This window comes from Streptomyces sp. NPDC001796, assembly GCF_042892355.1.
Classification (GTDB): domain Bacteria; phylum Actinomycetota; class Actinomycetes; order Streptomycetales; family Streptomycetaceae; genus Streptomyces.
On record NZ_JBIAUC010000003.1, the window covers coordinates 500039 to 513274 of the forward strand.

13 protein-coding genes and 1 pseudogene are annotated in these 13236 nt (G+C 72.6%); 10 read left to right on the forward strand and 4 right to left on the reverse strand.

What is annotated here, in order from left to right; all coding sequences use genetic code 11:
• Window positions 1–9 precede the first annotated feature (9 nt).
• Window positions 10–972: an electron transfer flavoprotein subunit alpha/FixB family protein gene (locus ACFYZE_RS09040; protein ID WP_388990358.1), complete on the forward strand. Its 963-nt coding sequence runs from the start codon at window positions 10–12 to the stop codon at window positions 970–972.
• Between the two features lie 184 nt (window positions 973–1156).
• Window positions 1157–2461, forward strand: coding sequence for a DUF6986 family protein (locus tag ACFYZE_RS09045; protein WP_388990360.1), 1305 nt, complete (start codon window positions 1157–1159; stop codon window positions 2459–2461).
• A gap of 51 nt (window positions 2462–2512) precedes the next feature.
• Here ACFYZE_RS09045 and ACFYZE_RS09050 read toward each other — a convergent pair whose 3' ends face one another.
• On the reverse strand, window positions 2513–3574 hold the full coding sequence (locus tag ACFYZE_RS09050) for a LacI family DNA-binding transcriptional regulator (protein WP_388990362.1): 1062 nt from the start codon (window positions 3572–3574) through the stop codon (window positions 2513–2515).
• Window positions 3575–3841: 267 nt separating this feature from the next.
• On the opposite strand from ACFYZE_RS09050, the gene ACFYZE_RS09055 reads away from it, so the two are divergent.
• From ACFYZE_RS09055 to ACFYZE_RS09070, 4 genes and pseudogenes are all read left to right on the forward strand, one after another.
• On the forward strand, window positions 3842–4795 hold the full coding sequence (locus ACFYZE_RS09055) for an ROK family protein (protein ID WP_388990364.1): 954 nt from the start codon (window positions 3842–3844) through the stop codon (window positions 4793–4795).
• 63 nt (window positions 4796–4858) lie between these two features.
• Entirely contained in the window at window positions 4859–5053 is a 195-nt protein-coding gene (locus ACFYZE_RS09060; protein WP_388990366.1) for a hypothetical protein, read from the forward strand.
• Between the two features lie 182 nt (window positions 5054–5235).
• Window positions 5236–6279, forward strand: coding sequence for an NUDIX domain-containing protein (locus tag ACFYZE_RS09065; RefSeq protein ID WP_388990368.1), 1044 nt, complete (start codon window positions 5236–5238; stop codon window positions 6277–6279).
• 62 nt (window positions 6280–6341) lie between these two features.
• Window positions 6342–6614, forward strand: a pseudogene (locus ACFYZE_RS09070) (oligopeptide/dipeptide ABC transporter ATP-binding protein); the annotation flags it as partial.
• A 131-nt stretch (window positions 6615–6745) separates the two neighbouring features.
• On the opposite strand, the gene ACFYZE_RS09075 reads toward ACFYZE_RS09070, so the two are convergent.
• A complete protein-coding gene (locus ACFYZE_RS09075; protein WP_388990370.1) occupies window positions 6746–8101 on the reverse strand; it encodes a dipeptidase in 1356 nt (451 codons plus the stop codon).
• 211 nt (window positions 8102–8312) lie between these two features.
• Here ACFYZE_RS09075 and ACFYZE_RS09080 point away from each other — a divergent pair, with 211 nt between their 5' ends.
• Window positions 8313–9545, forward strand: a complete 1233-nt coding sequence (locus ACFYZE_RS09080) for a geranylgeranyl reductase family protein (RefSeq protein ID WP_388990372.1) — start codon at window positions 8313–8315, stop codon at window positions 9543–9545.
• On the opposite strand, the gene ACFYZE_RS09085 is transcribed toward ACFYZE_RS09080, so the two are convergent.
• On the reverse strand, window positions 9535–9996 hold the full coding sequence (locus ACFYZE_RS09085; RefSeq protein WP_388990374.1) for a nitroreductase family deazaflavin-dependent oxidoreductase: 462 nt from the start codon (window positions 9994–9996) through the stop codon (window positions 9535–9537). The two genes, ACFYZE_RS09080 and ACFYZE_RS09085, sit on opposite strands and share 11 nt — an antisense overlap.
• Before the next feature lie 224 nt (window positions 9997–10220).
• On the opposite strand from ACFYZE_RS09085, the gene ACFYZE_RS09090 reads away from it, so the two are divergent.
• The 3 genes from ACFYZE_RS09090 (at window position 10221) to ACFYZE_RS09100 (ending at window position 12910) form a co-directional block, all read left to right on the forward strand.
• Window positions 10221–10913 (forward strand): TetR/AcrR family transcriptional regulator, encoded by a 693-nt coding sequence (locus ACFYZE_RS09090; RefSeq protein WP_388990376.1) that lies wholly within the window; start codon window positions 10221–10223, stop codon window positions 10911–10913.
• Window positions 10914–11018: 105 nt separating this feature from the next.
• The gene (locus tag ACFYZE_RS09095; protein WP_388990377.1) at window positions 11019–12248 is read left to right on the forward strand and encodes a sensor histidine kinase; all 1230 of its coding nucleotides are present in this window, start codon (window positions 11019–11021) and stop codon (window positions 12246–12248) included.
• Window positions 12245–12910 carry a response regulator gene (locus ACFYZE_RS09100; RefSeq protein ID WP_388990379.1) on the forward strand — a complete coding sequence of 222 codons (666 nt, stop codon included), beginning with the start codon at window positions 12245–12247 and terminating at the stop codon, window positions 12908–12910. The genes ACFYZE_RS09095 and ACFYZE_RS09100 overlap by 4 nt, the downstream gene beginning before the upstream one ends.
• Here the strand turns inward: ACFYZE_RS09100 and ACFYZE_RS09105 are convergent.
• Window positions 12871–13179, reverse strand: coding sequence for a DUF6332 family protein (locus ACFYZE_RS09105; RefSeq protein WP_388990381.1), 309 nt, complete (start codon window positions 13177–13179; stop codon window positions 12871–12873). The two genes, ACFYZE_RS09100 and ACFYZE_RS09105, sit on opposite strands and share 40 nt — an antisense overlap.
• Window positions 13180–13236: the final 57 nt, after the last annotated feature.

Genomic DNA, 13236 nt, shown 5'->3' on the forward strand with positions numbered 1-13236 from the left:
TCCGTTCCCATGGCTGAAGTTCTCGTCTACGTCGACCACGTGGACGGTGCCGTCCGCAAGCCCACGCTGGAGCTGCTGACGCTGGCCCGCCGCATCGGCGAGCCGGTCGCCGTCGCCCTCGGCCCCGGCGCCGAGAACACCGCCGCCGCGCTCGCCGAGCACGGCGCGGTCAAGGTCCTCACGCACGATGCATCCGAGTACGCCGAGTACCTGGTCGTGCCGAAGGTGGACGCCCTGCAGGCCGCCCACGAGCTGGTGTCCCCGGCCGCCGTGCTGGTCCCGTCCTCCGCGGAGGGCAAGGAGATCGCCGCGCGTCTGGCGCTGCGCATCGGCTCGGGCATCATCACCGACGCCGTCGACCTCGAGGCCGGCGACGAGGGCCCGGTGGCCACCCAGTCGGTGTTCGCCGCCTCCTTCACCACCAAGTCCCGTGTCAGCAAGGGCACCCCGGTCATCACCGTGAAGCCGAACTCGGCCGCCGTGGAGGCCGCCCCGGCCGCGGGCACGGTCGAGGCCCTGTCGGTGACCTTCTCCGAGAAGGCGACCGGCACGAAGATCACCGGCCGTACGCCGCGTGAGTCCACGGGCCGTCCGGAGCTGACCGAGGCCGCGATCGTGGTCTCCGGCGGCCGTGGTGTGGGCGGTGCGGAGAACTTCGCGCTCATCGAGACCCTCGCCGACTCCCTGGGCGCGGCCGTCGGCGCCTCGCGTGCCGCCGTCGACGCCGGCTGGTACCCGCACACCAACCAGGTCGGCCAGACCGGCAAGAGCGTCTCGCCGCAGCTGTACATCGCCACCGGCATCTCCGGCGCGATCCAGCACCGCGCCGGTATGCAGACCTCGAAGACCATCGTGGCGATCAACAAGGACGCCGAGGCCCCGATCTTCGACCTGGTCGACTACGGCGTGGTCGGCGACCTGTTCGAGGTCGTCCCGCAGCTCACCGAGCAGATCAAGGCCCGCAAGGGCTGAGCGACTCCAGGGCTGGGAGGCCCCCGCGACCGCACCGGGGCGGTCGCGGGGGCCTTCGTCGTCCCCGGGTTGCCGGTGAGGGGCAGTTGGTGCACGAGACGGTGTTGACCGGCGGCAAGAGCCATGGATAGCTTCGCTCTACGGATTGTTGATTCCGTGGAGTGGAAAGCGGAAGGGGTGTGGAATGGTCCAGGGCCGGCAGGAGCGGGTGTCGACGAGCCTCGCGCGTGCCGTCGGCGAGGAGATCAGTGCCTCCCTCGCCCCGGTGGACGCCGAGTTGGCCCGCCGCTACCCGGGCGACCCCGGCACCCGCCAGCCCGTCCACACGGTCTACGTCCCCGGTGACGTCTTCGCCGCCGACACCGTGCGCTCCTGGGGCGAGAAGGCCCTCGCCGCCCTCGACGAACACGCCCCGGACGCCGCCTCGTTCGCCTCCATCCTCGGTCTCGGCGACGAACTCGCCGAGCCGGTCCACGACCGCGTCCGCGCCAAACTCGAGCGCGAGCCGATCGAAGACCTGCGCGTCGACTTCGAGGACGGGTACGGGCCGCGCCCCGACGCCGAGGAGGACCAGGCGGCCGCCCGCGCGGCACGGCTGGTCGCCCGGGCGTACCGGGAGGGCACCGCGGCCCCGTACATGGGCATCCGCATGAAGTGCATGGAGGCGCCGGTACGCGACCGGGGCATCCGCACGCTCGACATCTTCCTCACCGGACTGGTCGAGGCCGGCGGGCTGCCGGACGGGCTCGTGCTGACGCTGCCGAAGGTGACCTACCCGGAGCAGGTCACCGCCATGGTGCGGCTGCTGGAGGCGTTCGAGAAGGCGCACGGGCTCGATGCGGGGCGCCTCGGCTTCGAGATCCAGATCGAGACCAGCCAGGCCGTCCTCGCCGCCGACGGCACCGCCACCGTCGCCCGCATGATCCACGCCGCCGACGGCCGCGCCACCGGACTCCACTACGGCACCTTCGACTACAGCGCCTGCCTCGGTGTGTCCGCCGCCCACCAGGCGAGCGACCACCCGGCCGCCGACCACGCCAAGGCGGTCATGCAGGTGGCGGCGGCGGGCACCGGCGTCCGCGTGTCGGACGGCTCCACGAACGTCCTGCCCGTCGGCCCGACCGAGCAGGTCCACGACGCCTGGCGGCTGCACTACAGGCTCACCCGGCGGGCGCTGGCCCGTGCCTACTACCAGGGCTGGGACATGCATCCGGGTCACCTTCCCACCCGGTACGCGGCCGTCTTCGCCTTCTACCGGGAGGGCTTCCAGCAGGCCGCGGCACGTCTCGCCCGCTACGCCGACCGCACCGCCGGCGACGTCCTGGACGAACCGGCCACGGCCAAGGCGCTGAGCGGCTATCTGCTGCGGGGGCTGGACTGCGGCGCTCTGGACATGGGGGAGGTCACGCGGGCCACCGGCCTGACCCGGGCCGGCCTGGAGGGCTTCGCGGCGTCGAGGCGAGGGGACCTCACTGCCTCGGCGCAGTGACGGGCGCTGTGGCTTTTGCACTGGCATGCGGTCGCCGTCCCGGGCGGAACCTCAGTCGGCGGGCGGCAGTTCGCCCGAGCCCCTGGTGATCAGCCGGGTGGGAAGCTCGATGCGTTCCGGGGTGATGAGCGTGCCGTCGAGCTGGCGGAACAGGCGCTCGGCGGCCGTGCTGCCGAGGGCGGCGGAGTCCTGCGCGACGACCGTGACGCCGGGCTGGAGCAGGTCGGCCAGCTCGATGTCGTCGAAGCCGACCAGGGCGACCGGACGGCTGTGTGCGGCCAGGACACGGATGACGGTGACGGTCACGCGGTTGTTGCCCGTGAAGATCGCGGTGACGGGGGCGGGCCCTTCGAGCATCGCCTCGGCGGCCCGGCGCACCCGCTCGGGATCGGTGACGCCGAGGGACATCCAGGAGTCCTCCACGGGTATGCCCGCGTCCTCCATGGCGGCCCGGTAGCCGCGCAGCCGCTCGGCCGCGGTGTGGATGCGCGGCATGTCGCCGATGAAGCCGATCCGGCGATGGCCGTGCGCGATGAGGTGGGCGACTCCGTCCCGGGCGCCGCCGAAGCTGTCGGACAGCACCACGTCGGCGTCGATCCTCCCCGCGGGGCGGTCCACGAACACCGTGGCGACGCCCGCCCTGATCTCCGGCTCCAGATAGCGGTGGTCGTCACCCGCCGGGATGATGACCAGCCCGTCCACGCGGCGTGCGCACAGCGCCAGCACCAACTCCTGCTCCCGGTCCGGGTCCTCCGCGCTGGAGCCGTTGATCAGCAGGGCCCCGTGCGCCCGGGCGACCTCCTCGACGGCGCGGCTCAGCGGCCCGTAGAAGGGGTCCGCTAGATCCTCCAGGACCAGGCCTATGCTCGCGGTGCGGCCCTTGCGCAGCACCCGCGCGCTGTCGTTGCGCCTGAACCCCAGCGCCTCTATCGCCTCCTGGACCCGGCGCTCGGTGTCGGGGGTGACCCCCGGCTCGCCGTTGACCACACGCGACACCGTCTTCAGACCCACCCCTGCGCGTGCCGCGACGTCCTTCATGGTCGGACGGTTGCCGTAGCGGGTCCCGGCGTGGCGGTCTGCGGGGCGGCCGGTGCGACGGGCGGTCTCGGGCACGATGCGCTGTCCTGTCTGTAGTCCACGGAAGATGCGTCGGTCCCGGGCTCTACCGGGATTCCATGGGGTTGTATGAGGATGTGGCGTCGAGCATAGAACCTGGACAACGTTGTCAGATGCGGGAGAGACTGTCCACCGCACTCTCCGGCCCCGGCCTTCCCCAGGGCGCTCCCTGCCCGCTCGTGCCCGGCGCCCGGACCCCGCGGCGGCGACCGCACGCCGTACGCCGGGGCCGACACCACTCACGCATTGGGAGATCTGACACTGATGCACACCGACCTCGTGGCCGCGCTCGACATCGGCGGCACCAAGATCGCCGGAGCGCTGGTGGACGGCCACGGCCGGATCCTCCTGCGCGCGCAGCGCGCGACGCCCGCGCAGGAGGACGGCGACACCGTGATGGGGGTCGTCGAGGACGTCATACGGGAGCTGGCGGGCTCCCCGCTGTGGGGGCGGGCGCGTGCCGTCGGCATCGGCAGCGCGGGGCCGGTGGACGCCTCCGCGGGCACGGTGAGCCCGGTCAACGTACCGGGGTGGCGCGGCTATCCGCTGGTGGAGCGGGTCCGGTCGGCGACGGGCGGCCTGCCCGTCGAGCTGATCGGCGACGGCGTGGCCATCACCGCCGCCGAGCACTGGCAGGGCGCGGCTCGCGGGCATGACAACGCGCTGTGCATGGTGGTGTCGACGGGGGTGGGCGGCGGTCTGGTCCTGGGCGGGCGGCTGCACCCCGGCCCGACGGGGAACGCCGGCCACATCGGGCACATCAGCGTGGACCTGGACGGCGATCCGTGCCCGTGCGGCTCGCGCGGCTGCGTGGAGCGCATCGCCAGCGGGCCGAACATCGCGCGCCGCGCCCTGGAGGGCGGCTGGCGGCCGGGGCCCGACGGGGACACCTCGGCCGCCGCGGTGGCCGAGGCCGCCCGTGCGGGTGACCCCGTGGCCGTGGCGTCCTTCGAGCGGGCCGCCCAGGCGCTGGCCGCGGGGATCGCCGCGACCGCGACGCTGGTCGAGATCGACATCGCGGTCATCGGCGGGGGAGTGGCCGGGGCCGGCGACCTCCTGTTCGCCCCCCTGCGCAAGGCCCTGACCGACTACGCCACGCTGTCCTTCGTCCAGCGCCTGACGGTGGCGCCGGCGCTGATGGGCACGGACGCGGGCCTGGTGGGCGCGGCCGCCGCGGCTCTGTCGAAGGGCACGGACGCCACGGCTGCCGGGGTGTGAAGCCGGAGAGCCCTGCCGGGGTCGGTTGCGTGACTCCGGCGTCCTTCGGCAGTTGAACAGGGCATGAAAAAGCGCAGCATGCTCGCCATCGCCTCCCTCGCCACCGGATTCGTCGTGGCCGCCGTCAGCCCCTCCCATGCCGCCGACCACGACAGGCTCGGCGATCTGAACGTCAAGGACACCCTCGGCGCCGTCGACCACACCCTCGGCCAGGACAGCCTGGCGGTGGACGACGACGCCCTGGGACACGACGGCTGAGGGGGAGTCGACGTCGCGGCGCCGGAGCCCCTGGACGGTGGGGGCCCGGCGCCGCGGTGTGCGGAGCCCGGCGGCCGCGGCGGTGGTGACCTCGGCCACGCCGAGGCGCCCTCATCAGCGCCGGGTTTCCGTGGCAGGGTGGAGCGGGCAAGCCCCAGGGGGCCAACAGAAGAGGGGGAACCGTGACCGTCGTCTGGATCAACGGTGCGTTCGGTGCGGGGAAGACGACCACCGCACGGGAACTGATCGAACTGATCCCGAACAGCACGCTCTTCGACCCCGAGGTCATCGGCGCAATGGTCACCCATCTGCTGCCGCCGAAACACCTCGCCGAGGTCGGCGACTTCCAGGACCTGCCGATCTGGCGACGGCTCGTGATCGACACCGCGGCCGCGATGCTCGCCGAGCTCGACGGCGTCCTCGTGGTACCGATGACCCTGCTGCGCCAGGAGTACCGTGACGAGATCTTCGGCGGCCTCGCCGCCCGGCGCATCCCCGTACGCCATGTCCTCCTCGCTCCGGCCGAAACGATCCTGCGTCAGCGCATAGCCGACCGGGAGGTCCCGCCCGACCTCCCCGACGGGGAGATGCGAATCCGCCAGTGGTCGTACGACCACATCGAGCCCTATCGCACCGCCCTCGCCGCCTGGCTCGCCGCCGACGCGCATCCCGTCGACACCAGCGCCCTCACCCCGCACGAGGCCGCCCTGCGGATCGCCGAGGCCGTCCGGACCGGCCAGGCATCCGCCTGCGAGATCGTGCAGACACCCGAGCCGACCTCCGAGACCGTTGCCTCCGGAGTGCTTCTGTTCGACGAACGGGACCGCGTGCTGCTCGTCGACCCCACCTACAAGGCCGGGTGGGAGTTCCCCGGCGGAGTCGTCGAACCCGGCGAGGCGCCGGCCCGGGCGGGCATGCGCGAGGTCGAGGAGGAGACCGGGATCAGGCTGGAAGAGGTCCCCCGGCTGCTCGTCCTCGACTGGGAACCCCCCGTGCCGCCCGGCTACGGCGGCCTGCGCCTCCTCTTCGACGGGGGCCGCCTCGACAGCGCCGAAGCCGGCCGACTCCTGTTGCCCGGCCCGGAGCTGCGCGCCTGGCGGTTCGTCACCGAAGAGGAGGCGGCCGATCTGCTTCCGCCCGTGCGCTACGAACGGCTCCGCTGGGCACTGCGGGCGCGCGAACGCGGTGCCGCGCTGTACCTCGAAGCAGGGATTCCGCTCGGCTGAGAGCCGAGACCCGTCCGCCCTCGGACGGCGGCGGGAATTCTGAGAATTCCGATCCGCACAGCACCGAGCGGCGCGAGCGCATCCGCCTGGCCGGCGACGTGCCGTCCCCGATCGACCCGCCCTCGGGATGCCGCTTCCGCACCCGTTGCTGGAAGGCCCAGGACAAGTGCGCGACCGACGAGCCGCCGCTCGTTCGCCTCATGGGCAACCCCGAGGGACATCTGACGGCCTGCCACTTTCCCGAGGAACCGACGGCCGAGGCACGTGGCGAGGACAACGTCTTCGCCCCGGCGCTCACCGCGCTGGAGAAGTCACCGACCGAGAGGAGCTCCTGACCGGGGCCCCTGCCGAGCGCTTACGCCCGCGAGGCGCTCGGCGTGCGACGGGGCGGGCGTCTCGCGCCGCACCGGGACCGCCCGCCGACGCCCTTCGGGCACCACGCCGTGGACGTCGCCGCCCAACGGTTTCAGTTCGTCGCGTAGTTCCGCAGGAACAACGCCTCCGCGACCGACAGCCGCTCCAACTCCTCCGGGGACACACTCTCGTTGACCGCGTGGATCTGGGCCTCCGGCTCGCTCAGACCGATCAGCAGGATCTCCGCACCCGGGTAGAGCGACGCGAGGGTGTTGCAGAGCGGGATGGAGCCGCCCTGGCCCGCGTAACTCATCTCCTGACCGGGGTACGCGACCGCCATCGCCTCGGCCATCGCCGCGTACGCCGGGCTCGAGGTGTCCGCGCGGAACGGCTGACCCTGACCGATCTGCTCCGTCCGCACCCGGGCACCCCACGGCGTGTGCGTCTCCAGGTGGGCCTGGAGCAGCTTCGTCGCCTCGGCCGCGTCCATGCCCGGCGGCACCCGGAGACTGATCAGCGCCCGCGCGCTCGCCTGCACCGACGGGGTCGCACCGACGACCGGCGGGCAGTCGATGCCGAGGACGGTCACGGCCGGGCGCGCCCAGAGGCGGTCCGCGACCGACCCGGAACCGATCAGCCTCACCCCGTCGAGGACCTTGGCATCCTTGCGGAACTGCTCCTCGTCGTAACTGAGGCCCTCCCACGCAGACTCGCCGTCGAGTCCCTCCACGGTCGTCGAACCGTCCTCCGCGCGCAACGAGTCCAGCACACGGATCAGCGCGGCCAGCGCGTCGGGCGCCGCGCCGCCGAACTGACCGGAGTGCAGGTTGCCTTCGAGGGTGTCGATCTGGACGCGGACCAGCGTCATACCGCGCAGCGTGGTCGTCACGGTCGGCAGACCGGCGCGGAAGTTGCCGGCGTCGCCGATGACGATCGTGTCGGCCGCGAGGAGATCGGGATGCTCCTCGGCGTACCGCTCCAGGCCGCCCGTGCCCTGCTCCTCCGAACCCTCGGCGATGACCTTGACGTGCACGGGCACGCCGCCGTTCGCCTTGAGCGCGCGCAGTGCCAGCAGATGCATGATGACGCCGCCCTTGCAGTCGGCGGTGCCGCGCCCGTACCAGCGGCCGTCACGCTCGGTCAGCTCGAACGGCGGCGTGGCCCAGCCGGCCTCGTCCAGCGGCGGCTGTACGTCGTAGTGGGCGTAGAGCAGTACGGTCTTCGCGCCCTCGGGGCCCGGCAGGTAGCCGTAGACCGACTGCGTGCCGTCCGGGGTGTCGAGCAGCGCCACGTCCTGGAAGCCCTCGGCGGTGAGCGCGTCGGCGACCCACCGCGCGGCGCCCTCGCTCTCGCTCCTCGGGAACTGGTCGAAGTCCGCCACCGACTTGAAGGCCACCAGCTCGGTGAGCTCCTCCTTCGCCTTGGGCATCAGCGAGGCGACGGTCTCGGCGACCGGATTCGACGACATGGAAGCGCTCCTCGTGGGTTGCGACTCAGGTACCGATGAGTACCTCTGGTGTGTACGTGTGTGGGTGTGTACGGGCGGTCCTTCGGGCGTACGCGCATGCCGGCGCAGGGCGCATACGCTGCAGATCCTCCCACAGCGGTCTGTGAGGACGCGGCCGTAGGATGCGGGGGACAGATGCGGCAGGCGGCTTGATCGGGAGCAGTAGACCATCGTGAGCGGCGAGAACTCTTCGGCGGACGGCGTGCAGCGGGTGTGGGACGTCGTCGTGGTGGGCGCGGGACCCGCGGGGGCCTCGGCCGCCTACGCGGCGGCGGTCGCGGGACGCAGCGTGCTGCTGCTGGAGAAGGCCGAGCTGCCCCGCTACAAGACGTGCGGCGGCGGCATCATCGGCCCCTCGCGGGACGCCCTGCCGCCCGGCTTCGAGCTGCCGCTGCGCGACCGGGTGCACGCGGTCACCTTCTCGAACAACGGCCGCTTCACCCGCACCCGCCGCTCCAAGCAGATGCTGTTCGGGCTGATCAACCGGCCGGAGTTCGACCAGCAGCTCGTCGAGTACGCGCAGAAGGCGGGCGCCGAGCTGCGCACCGGGGCCACGGTGTCGCGGGTCGAGCAGCACGGCTCGGCGGTGCCGGACCGGCGCACGGTCGCCGTCGTCCTGCAGGGTGGTGAGACGCTGCTGGCCCGGGCCGTGGTGGGCGCGGACGGCAGCGCCAGCAGGATAGGAGCGCACGTCGGGGTGAAGCTGGACCAGGTGGATCTCGGCCTGGAGGCGGAGATCCCGGTTCCGGAGACCGTCGCCGAGGACTGGAAAGGGCGGGTCCTCATCGACTGGGGGCCGATGCCGGGGAGCTACGGCTGGGTCTTCCCGAAGGGTGACACGCTGACCGTGGGCGTGATCTCGGCGCGTGGTGAAGGCGCCGCGACCAAGCGGTACTTGGAGGACTTCATCGCTCGGCTCGGACTCGCCGGCTTCCGGCCGAGCGTCTCCTCGGGGCATCTGACCCGCTGCCGCGCCGACGACTCGCCGCTGTCGCGCGGGCGGGTGCTGGTGTGCGGGGACGCTGCGGGGCTGCTGGAGCCGTGGACCCGGGAGGGGATCTCGTTCGCGCTGCGGTCGGGGCGGCTGGCGGGAGAGTGGGCGGTACGGATCGCGGAGGCGCACGACGCGGTCGACACGCGCCGCCAGGCCCTGAACTACGCCTTCGCGATCAAGGCCGGCCTCGGCGTCGAGATGAGCGTCGGCAAGCGGCTGCTGAGCGTGTTCGAACGCCGCCCCGGTCTCTTCCACGCGGCGCTGACCGGTTTCCGGCCCGCCTGGAACGCGTTCAAGGACATCACGCAGGGCGCCACGTCCCTGGGAGAGATCGTCCGCAACCGCCCGATCGCCCAGCGCGCCCTGACCGCGCTGGACCGGGGGCCGACGGGCGGCGAGGTCAGCTCGTGACCGTGATCCGGAAGACGGGGTGGTCGGGGGCGATACGGCGCAGGTCGGTGTCGGGGGAGTCGGGGCCGACCCCGTTGAAGAACACGCCGACCTCGGCCTTCCAGCGTTTGAGGTAGGCGCGCAGCAGCGGGACCTTGTCGTCGTCGGTGACCTCGGTGGCGGTGAAGACGTCCACGTGCTTGCCGAGCCGGAGCTCGCCGCCGCCGGCGGCGCGCATGTTGTGGGTCCACTGGACGTGGCCGCGGGGGGCGAGAAGATACTGCTGCCCGTCCACGGTCAGCAGGTTGACGGGGGTGGTCCGCCACTCGCCGGTCTTGCGGCCGCGGACCGCGAGGACCCGGGAGCCCCAGACGCTGATGCCGCGGCGGGTCAGCCAGGCCACGGCGCGGTTGAAGACGTTGACGGTGAACCAGCCGGGCTTCTTGACGTGCGCGGACGGGGCGTCGGACATGACGGGGCTCCTGGGGGCCTGGAAGTGTGAGCGGTGCTCTCGCTTGAGAGCAGTGTGCTCGAGACCGGTGATCCAAAGCAAGAGCAGTGCTCTGTTTTTTGGGCAGCGCTCTCACCGCTCGGCCGGACGTGAGCCCGCCGCTCCCCTCCGAGCCCGCCGCTCACCTCAGAGTGCACTGCTCTCGTTTGTGTGCGCTGCTCCGCAATCGTGGCACACTGCCCAGCATGAACTTCCCCCAAGGAGCCCGCGCTCGCGCCCGCATGGAGGTAACCGCAGCCATCAAGGACGAGGCGCGCAGACAGCTCGCCGCGGGAGGCGCCGCCGCGCTCTCCCTGCGCGCCGTCGCCCGCGAGCTGGGCATGGTCTCCTCCGCGCTGTACCGCTACTTCCCCAGCCGCGACGACCTGCTCACCGCGCTCATCATCGACGCCTACGACTCCCTCGGTGAGGCCGCCGAGGCAGCCGACGCCGAGGCCGGTGACGCCGCCCCCGCTCGGCGCTGGGTCGCCGTGTGCGAGGCCGTGCGCGCCTGGGCGCTGGCGCATCCGCACGAGTACGCGCTCATCTACGGCTCGCCCGTGCCCGGATACTCCGCACCCCAGGCCACCGTCCCGGCCGCCTCCCGTGTCGGGGTCCTGCTGATCGGCATCGTCCGCGACGCGTACCGGCAGCGCGGTGTGGCCCGCACCCGGATCCCCGCCGAGCTCGAGCCCGAAGCCCGGCGCATGGCGCGCGAGCTGGCGCCCGACCTGCCGCCCGAGGCGGTCGCCGCCCTGGTCGCCGCCTGGGCGCAGTTGTACGGACTGGTGGGGTTCGAGCTGTTCGGGCAGTTCAACAACGTCGTGGAGGACCGCGCGACGTTCTTCCGGCACGCGGCGGCCCAGCTCGCGCACGGCGTGGGCCTGGTATTCCCGTAATGGGTCCGGTGTTCCCGTAGGCGTAGGCGTACTCCCCGGGGAGTACCCGTGATCACCTCGCCCGGTCGACGCCGTCCCCCGTCAGGGGCGTCTAGCGTGAACGGCATGGAGGAGCAGTACGCAGACGTCCCGTGGCGGTGGCACGGACCGCCGTGGTGGAGGCAGGAGCCGCGTGGCTCCGGCCTGCCCTGGCGCTCCACCCTGCTGTTCACCGCCTCGGTGGCCGTCGGCACGCACTTCTCCGCCCGCAACCAGCACGGCCACCGTGCGTCCCTCGACGTCCTCGCCTACGTGCTGGTCGTCGTCGCCTCGGGAGCGCTGCTGTGGCGGCAGCGGCATCCCGTGCCGGTCGTCTTCGTGACGGCCGCGGCGGCCATGGTGTACCTGGGCGCCGGATACCCGTACGGCCCGGTCTTCTTCACCGTCGCCGTCGGCTGCTTCAGCGCCCTCGCCGCCGGGCGCCGCGCCGCGGCGTGGACGGCTGCCGGGATGTTCTGGGCCGGGCACGTCCTGGTCGCGCACTGGCTGTACCGATGGCTGCCGCCGCCCGGGGACTCCGCGGCCTCCTGGGGGCAGGAACTGCTCATCTCCGCCTGGCTGGTGGCGATCGTGGCGATGGCGGAACTCGTGCGCATCCGGCGCGAGCAGTGGGCGCGTGAGCGGGCCGAACGGGCGCAGGCCGCGCGACGGCGCGCCGACGAGGAGCGGCTGCGCATCGCCCGTGAGCTTCACGACGTCCTCGCCCACAGCATCTCGGTGATCAACGTCCAGGCCGGCGTCGGCCTGGCGCTGCTGGACTCCGACCCGGAGCAGGCGCGTACGGCGCTGACCACCATCAAGGCCGCCAGCAAGGAGGCGCTCGGGGAGGTGCGCCAGGTGCTCGACAGCCTGCGCACGCCCGGGGACGTGCCGCGCGCGCCCGCGCCGGGGCTGGACCGGTTGCCGGAACTCGTCGAGCAGGCCGCGGGCGCCGGGCTGACGGTGACGGTCGACGGCGAGGCGCCGCGACTCGCGCCGGGCACCGATCTCGCCGCGTTCCGCATCGTGCAGGAGGCGCTCACCAACGTCGTACGCCACTCGGGGTCGCGGCACGCGCGCGTGCACATCGACGGCGCTCAGGGCGTGCTGCGCCTTCGCGTCGACGACGACGGCCCCGTGACGGGCGCCGAGGCGGGCGGGAGCGGGAACGGCCTGGCCGGGATGAGGGAGCGGGCGGCCGCGCTCGGTGGCACGATCGAGGCGGGCCCACGCGCGGACGGCGGTTTCCGGGTGCTTGCCGTCCTGCCGCTGCGGACATCGACCGAGGGGGCACTCGCGCACAGGGAGGACCGTTGATCCGCGTACTGCTCGCCGATGACCAGTCTTTGGTCAGGGCAGGGTTCAAGGCGCTGCTCGACGCCCAGCCGGACATCGAGGTGGCCGGGGAGGCGGCCGACGGCGAGGAGGCGTTGCGCACGGTGCGCGAGGCGCGGCCAGACGTCGTGTTGATGGACATCCGCATGCCGCTGCTCGACGGGCTCGCCGCGACCCGCCGGATCACTCAGGACCCGGACCTGGACGGTGTGAAGGTGGTCATGCTGACCACTTTCGAACTCGACGAGTACGTCTTCGAGGCGATCCGCTCCGGTGCCTCCGGCTTCCTCGTCAAGGACACCGAGCCGGAGGAACTCCTGCGCGCCGTACGGGCGGTGGTCGCCGGCGACGCCCTGCTCTCTCCGAGTGTGACCCGGCGGCTGATCTCCGAGTTCGCGGCCCGCTCCAAGGAGCCCGCGGCCACCGCGTCGCTCGCCGAACTCACCGAGCGGGAACGGGAGGTGATGGCCCTGGTCGGCATCGGCCTGTCCAATGAGGAGATCGCCCGCCGGCTCGTCGTGAGCCCGCTCACCGCGAAGACCCACGTCAGCCGCACCATGGTCAAACTGGGTGCGCGGGACAGGGCCCAACTGGTGGTGCTGGCCTACGAGTCGGGGCTGGTGCGACCGGGCTGGCTGGGCTGAGCGCCCACGCCGCGCCCGAAGCGGACGAGCACGCTGACGACGCGCACGGCGAACAGCACGGACGCCACCGCGATGCCCGGGACGACGAGCATGTGCCGCGTGCCGCCCGGCAGCCCGAAGGCGAAGGCGGGCCCCGCCACCACCCCGAACACCAGGGCGGCCGCGAACACCGCACTGCACAGGGCGTATCCGATCTCGACGGTGATCGCGTCGCGCTGCGCCTGTGTACGCCGGCCGCTCCCGGACGAACGCCCCCCGCGGTTCTCCATGTCCCGAGTCAAACAGGTGTGCGCCCGGCGGGGCAAGGAACCCCGCCGGGCGCACAC

Excerpts from the sequence above, each read along its gene's own strand:
- ACFYZE_RS09055 (WP_388990364.1), top strand. The coding sequence starts at position 3,842 with ATGCACACCGACCTCGTGGCCGCGCTCGACATCGGCGGCACCAAGATC.
- ACFYZE_RS09040 (WP_388990358.1), top strand. The coding sequence starts at position 10 with ATGGCTGAAGTTCTCGTCTACGTCGACCACGTGGACGGTGCCGTCCGC.
- ACFYZE_RS09090 (WP_388990376.1), top strand. The coding sequence starts at position 10,221 with ATGAACTTCCCCCAAGGAGCCCGCGCTCGCGCCCGCATGGAGGTAACC.
- ACFYZE_RS09060 (WP_388990366.1), top strand. The coding sequence starts at position 4,859 with ATGAAAAAGCGCAGCATGCTCGCCATCGCCTCCCTCGCCACCGGATTC.
- ACFYZE_RS09085 (WP_388990374.1), bottom strand. The coding sequence starts at position 9,996 with ATGTCCGACGCCCCGTCCGCGCACGTCAAGAAGCCCGGCTGGTTCACC.
- ACFYZE_RS09075 (WP_388990370.1), bottom strand. The coding sequence starts at position 8,101 with ATGTCGTCGAATCCGGTCGCCGAGACCGTCGCCTCGCTGATGCCCAAG.
- ACFYZE_RS09095 (WP_388990377.1), top strand. The coding sequence starts at position 11,019 with ATGGAGGAGCAGTACGCAGACGTCCCGTGGCGGTGGCACGGACCGCCG.
- ACFYZE_RS09105 (WP_388990381.1), bottom strand. The coding sequence starts at position 13,179 with ATGGAGAACCGCGGGGGGCGTTCGTCCGGGAGCGGCCGGCGTACACAG.
- ACFYZE_RS09045 (WP_388990360.1), top strand. The coding sequence starts at position 1,157 with ATGGTCCAGGGCCGGCAGGAGCGGGTGTCGACGAGCCTCGCGCGTGCC.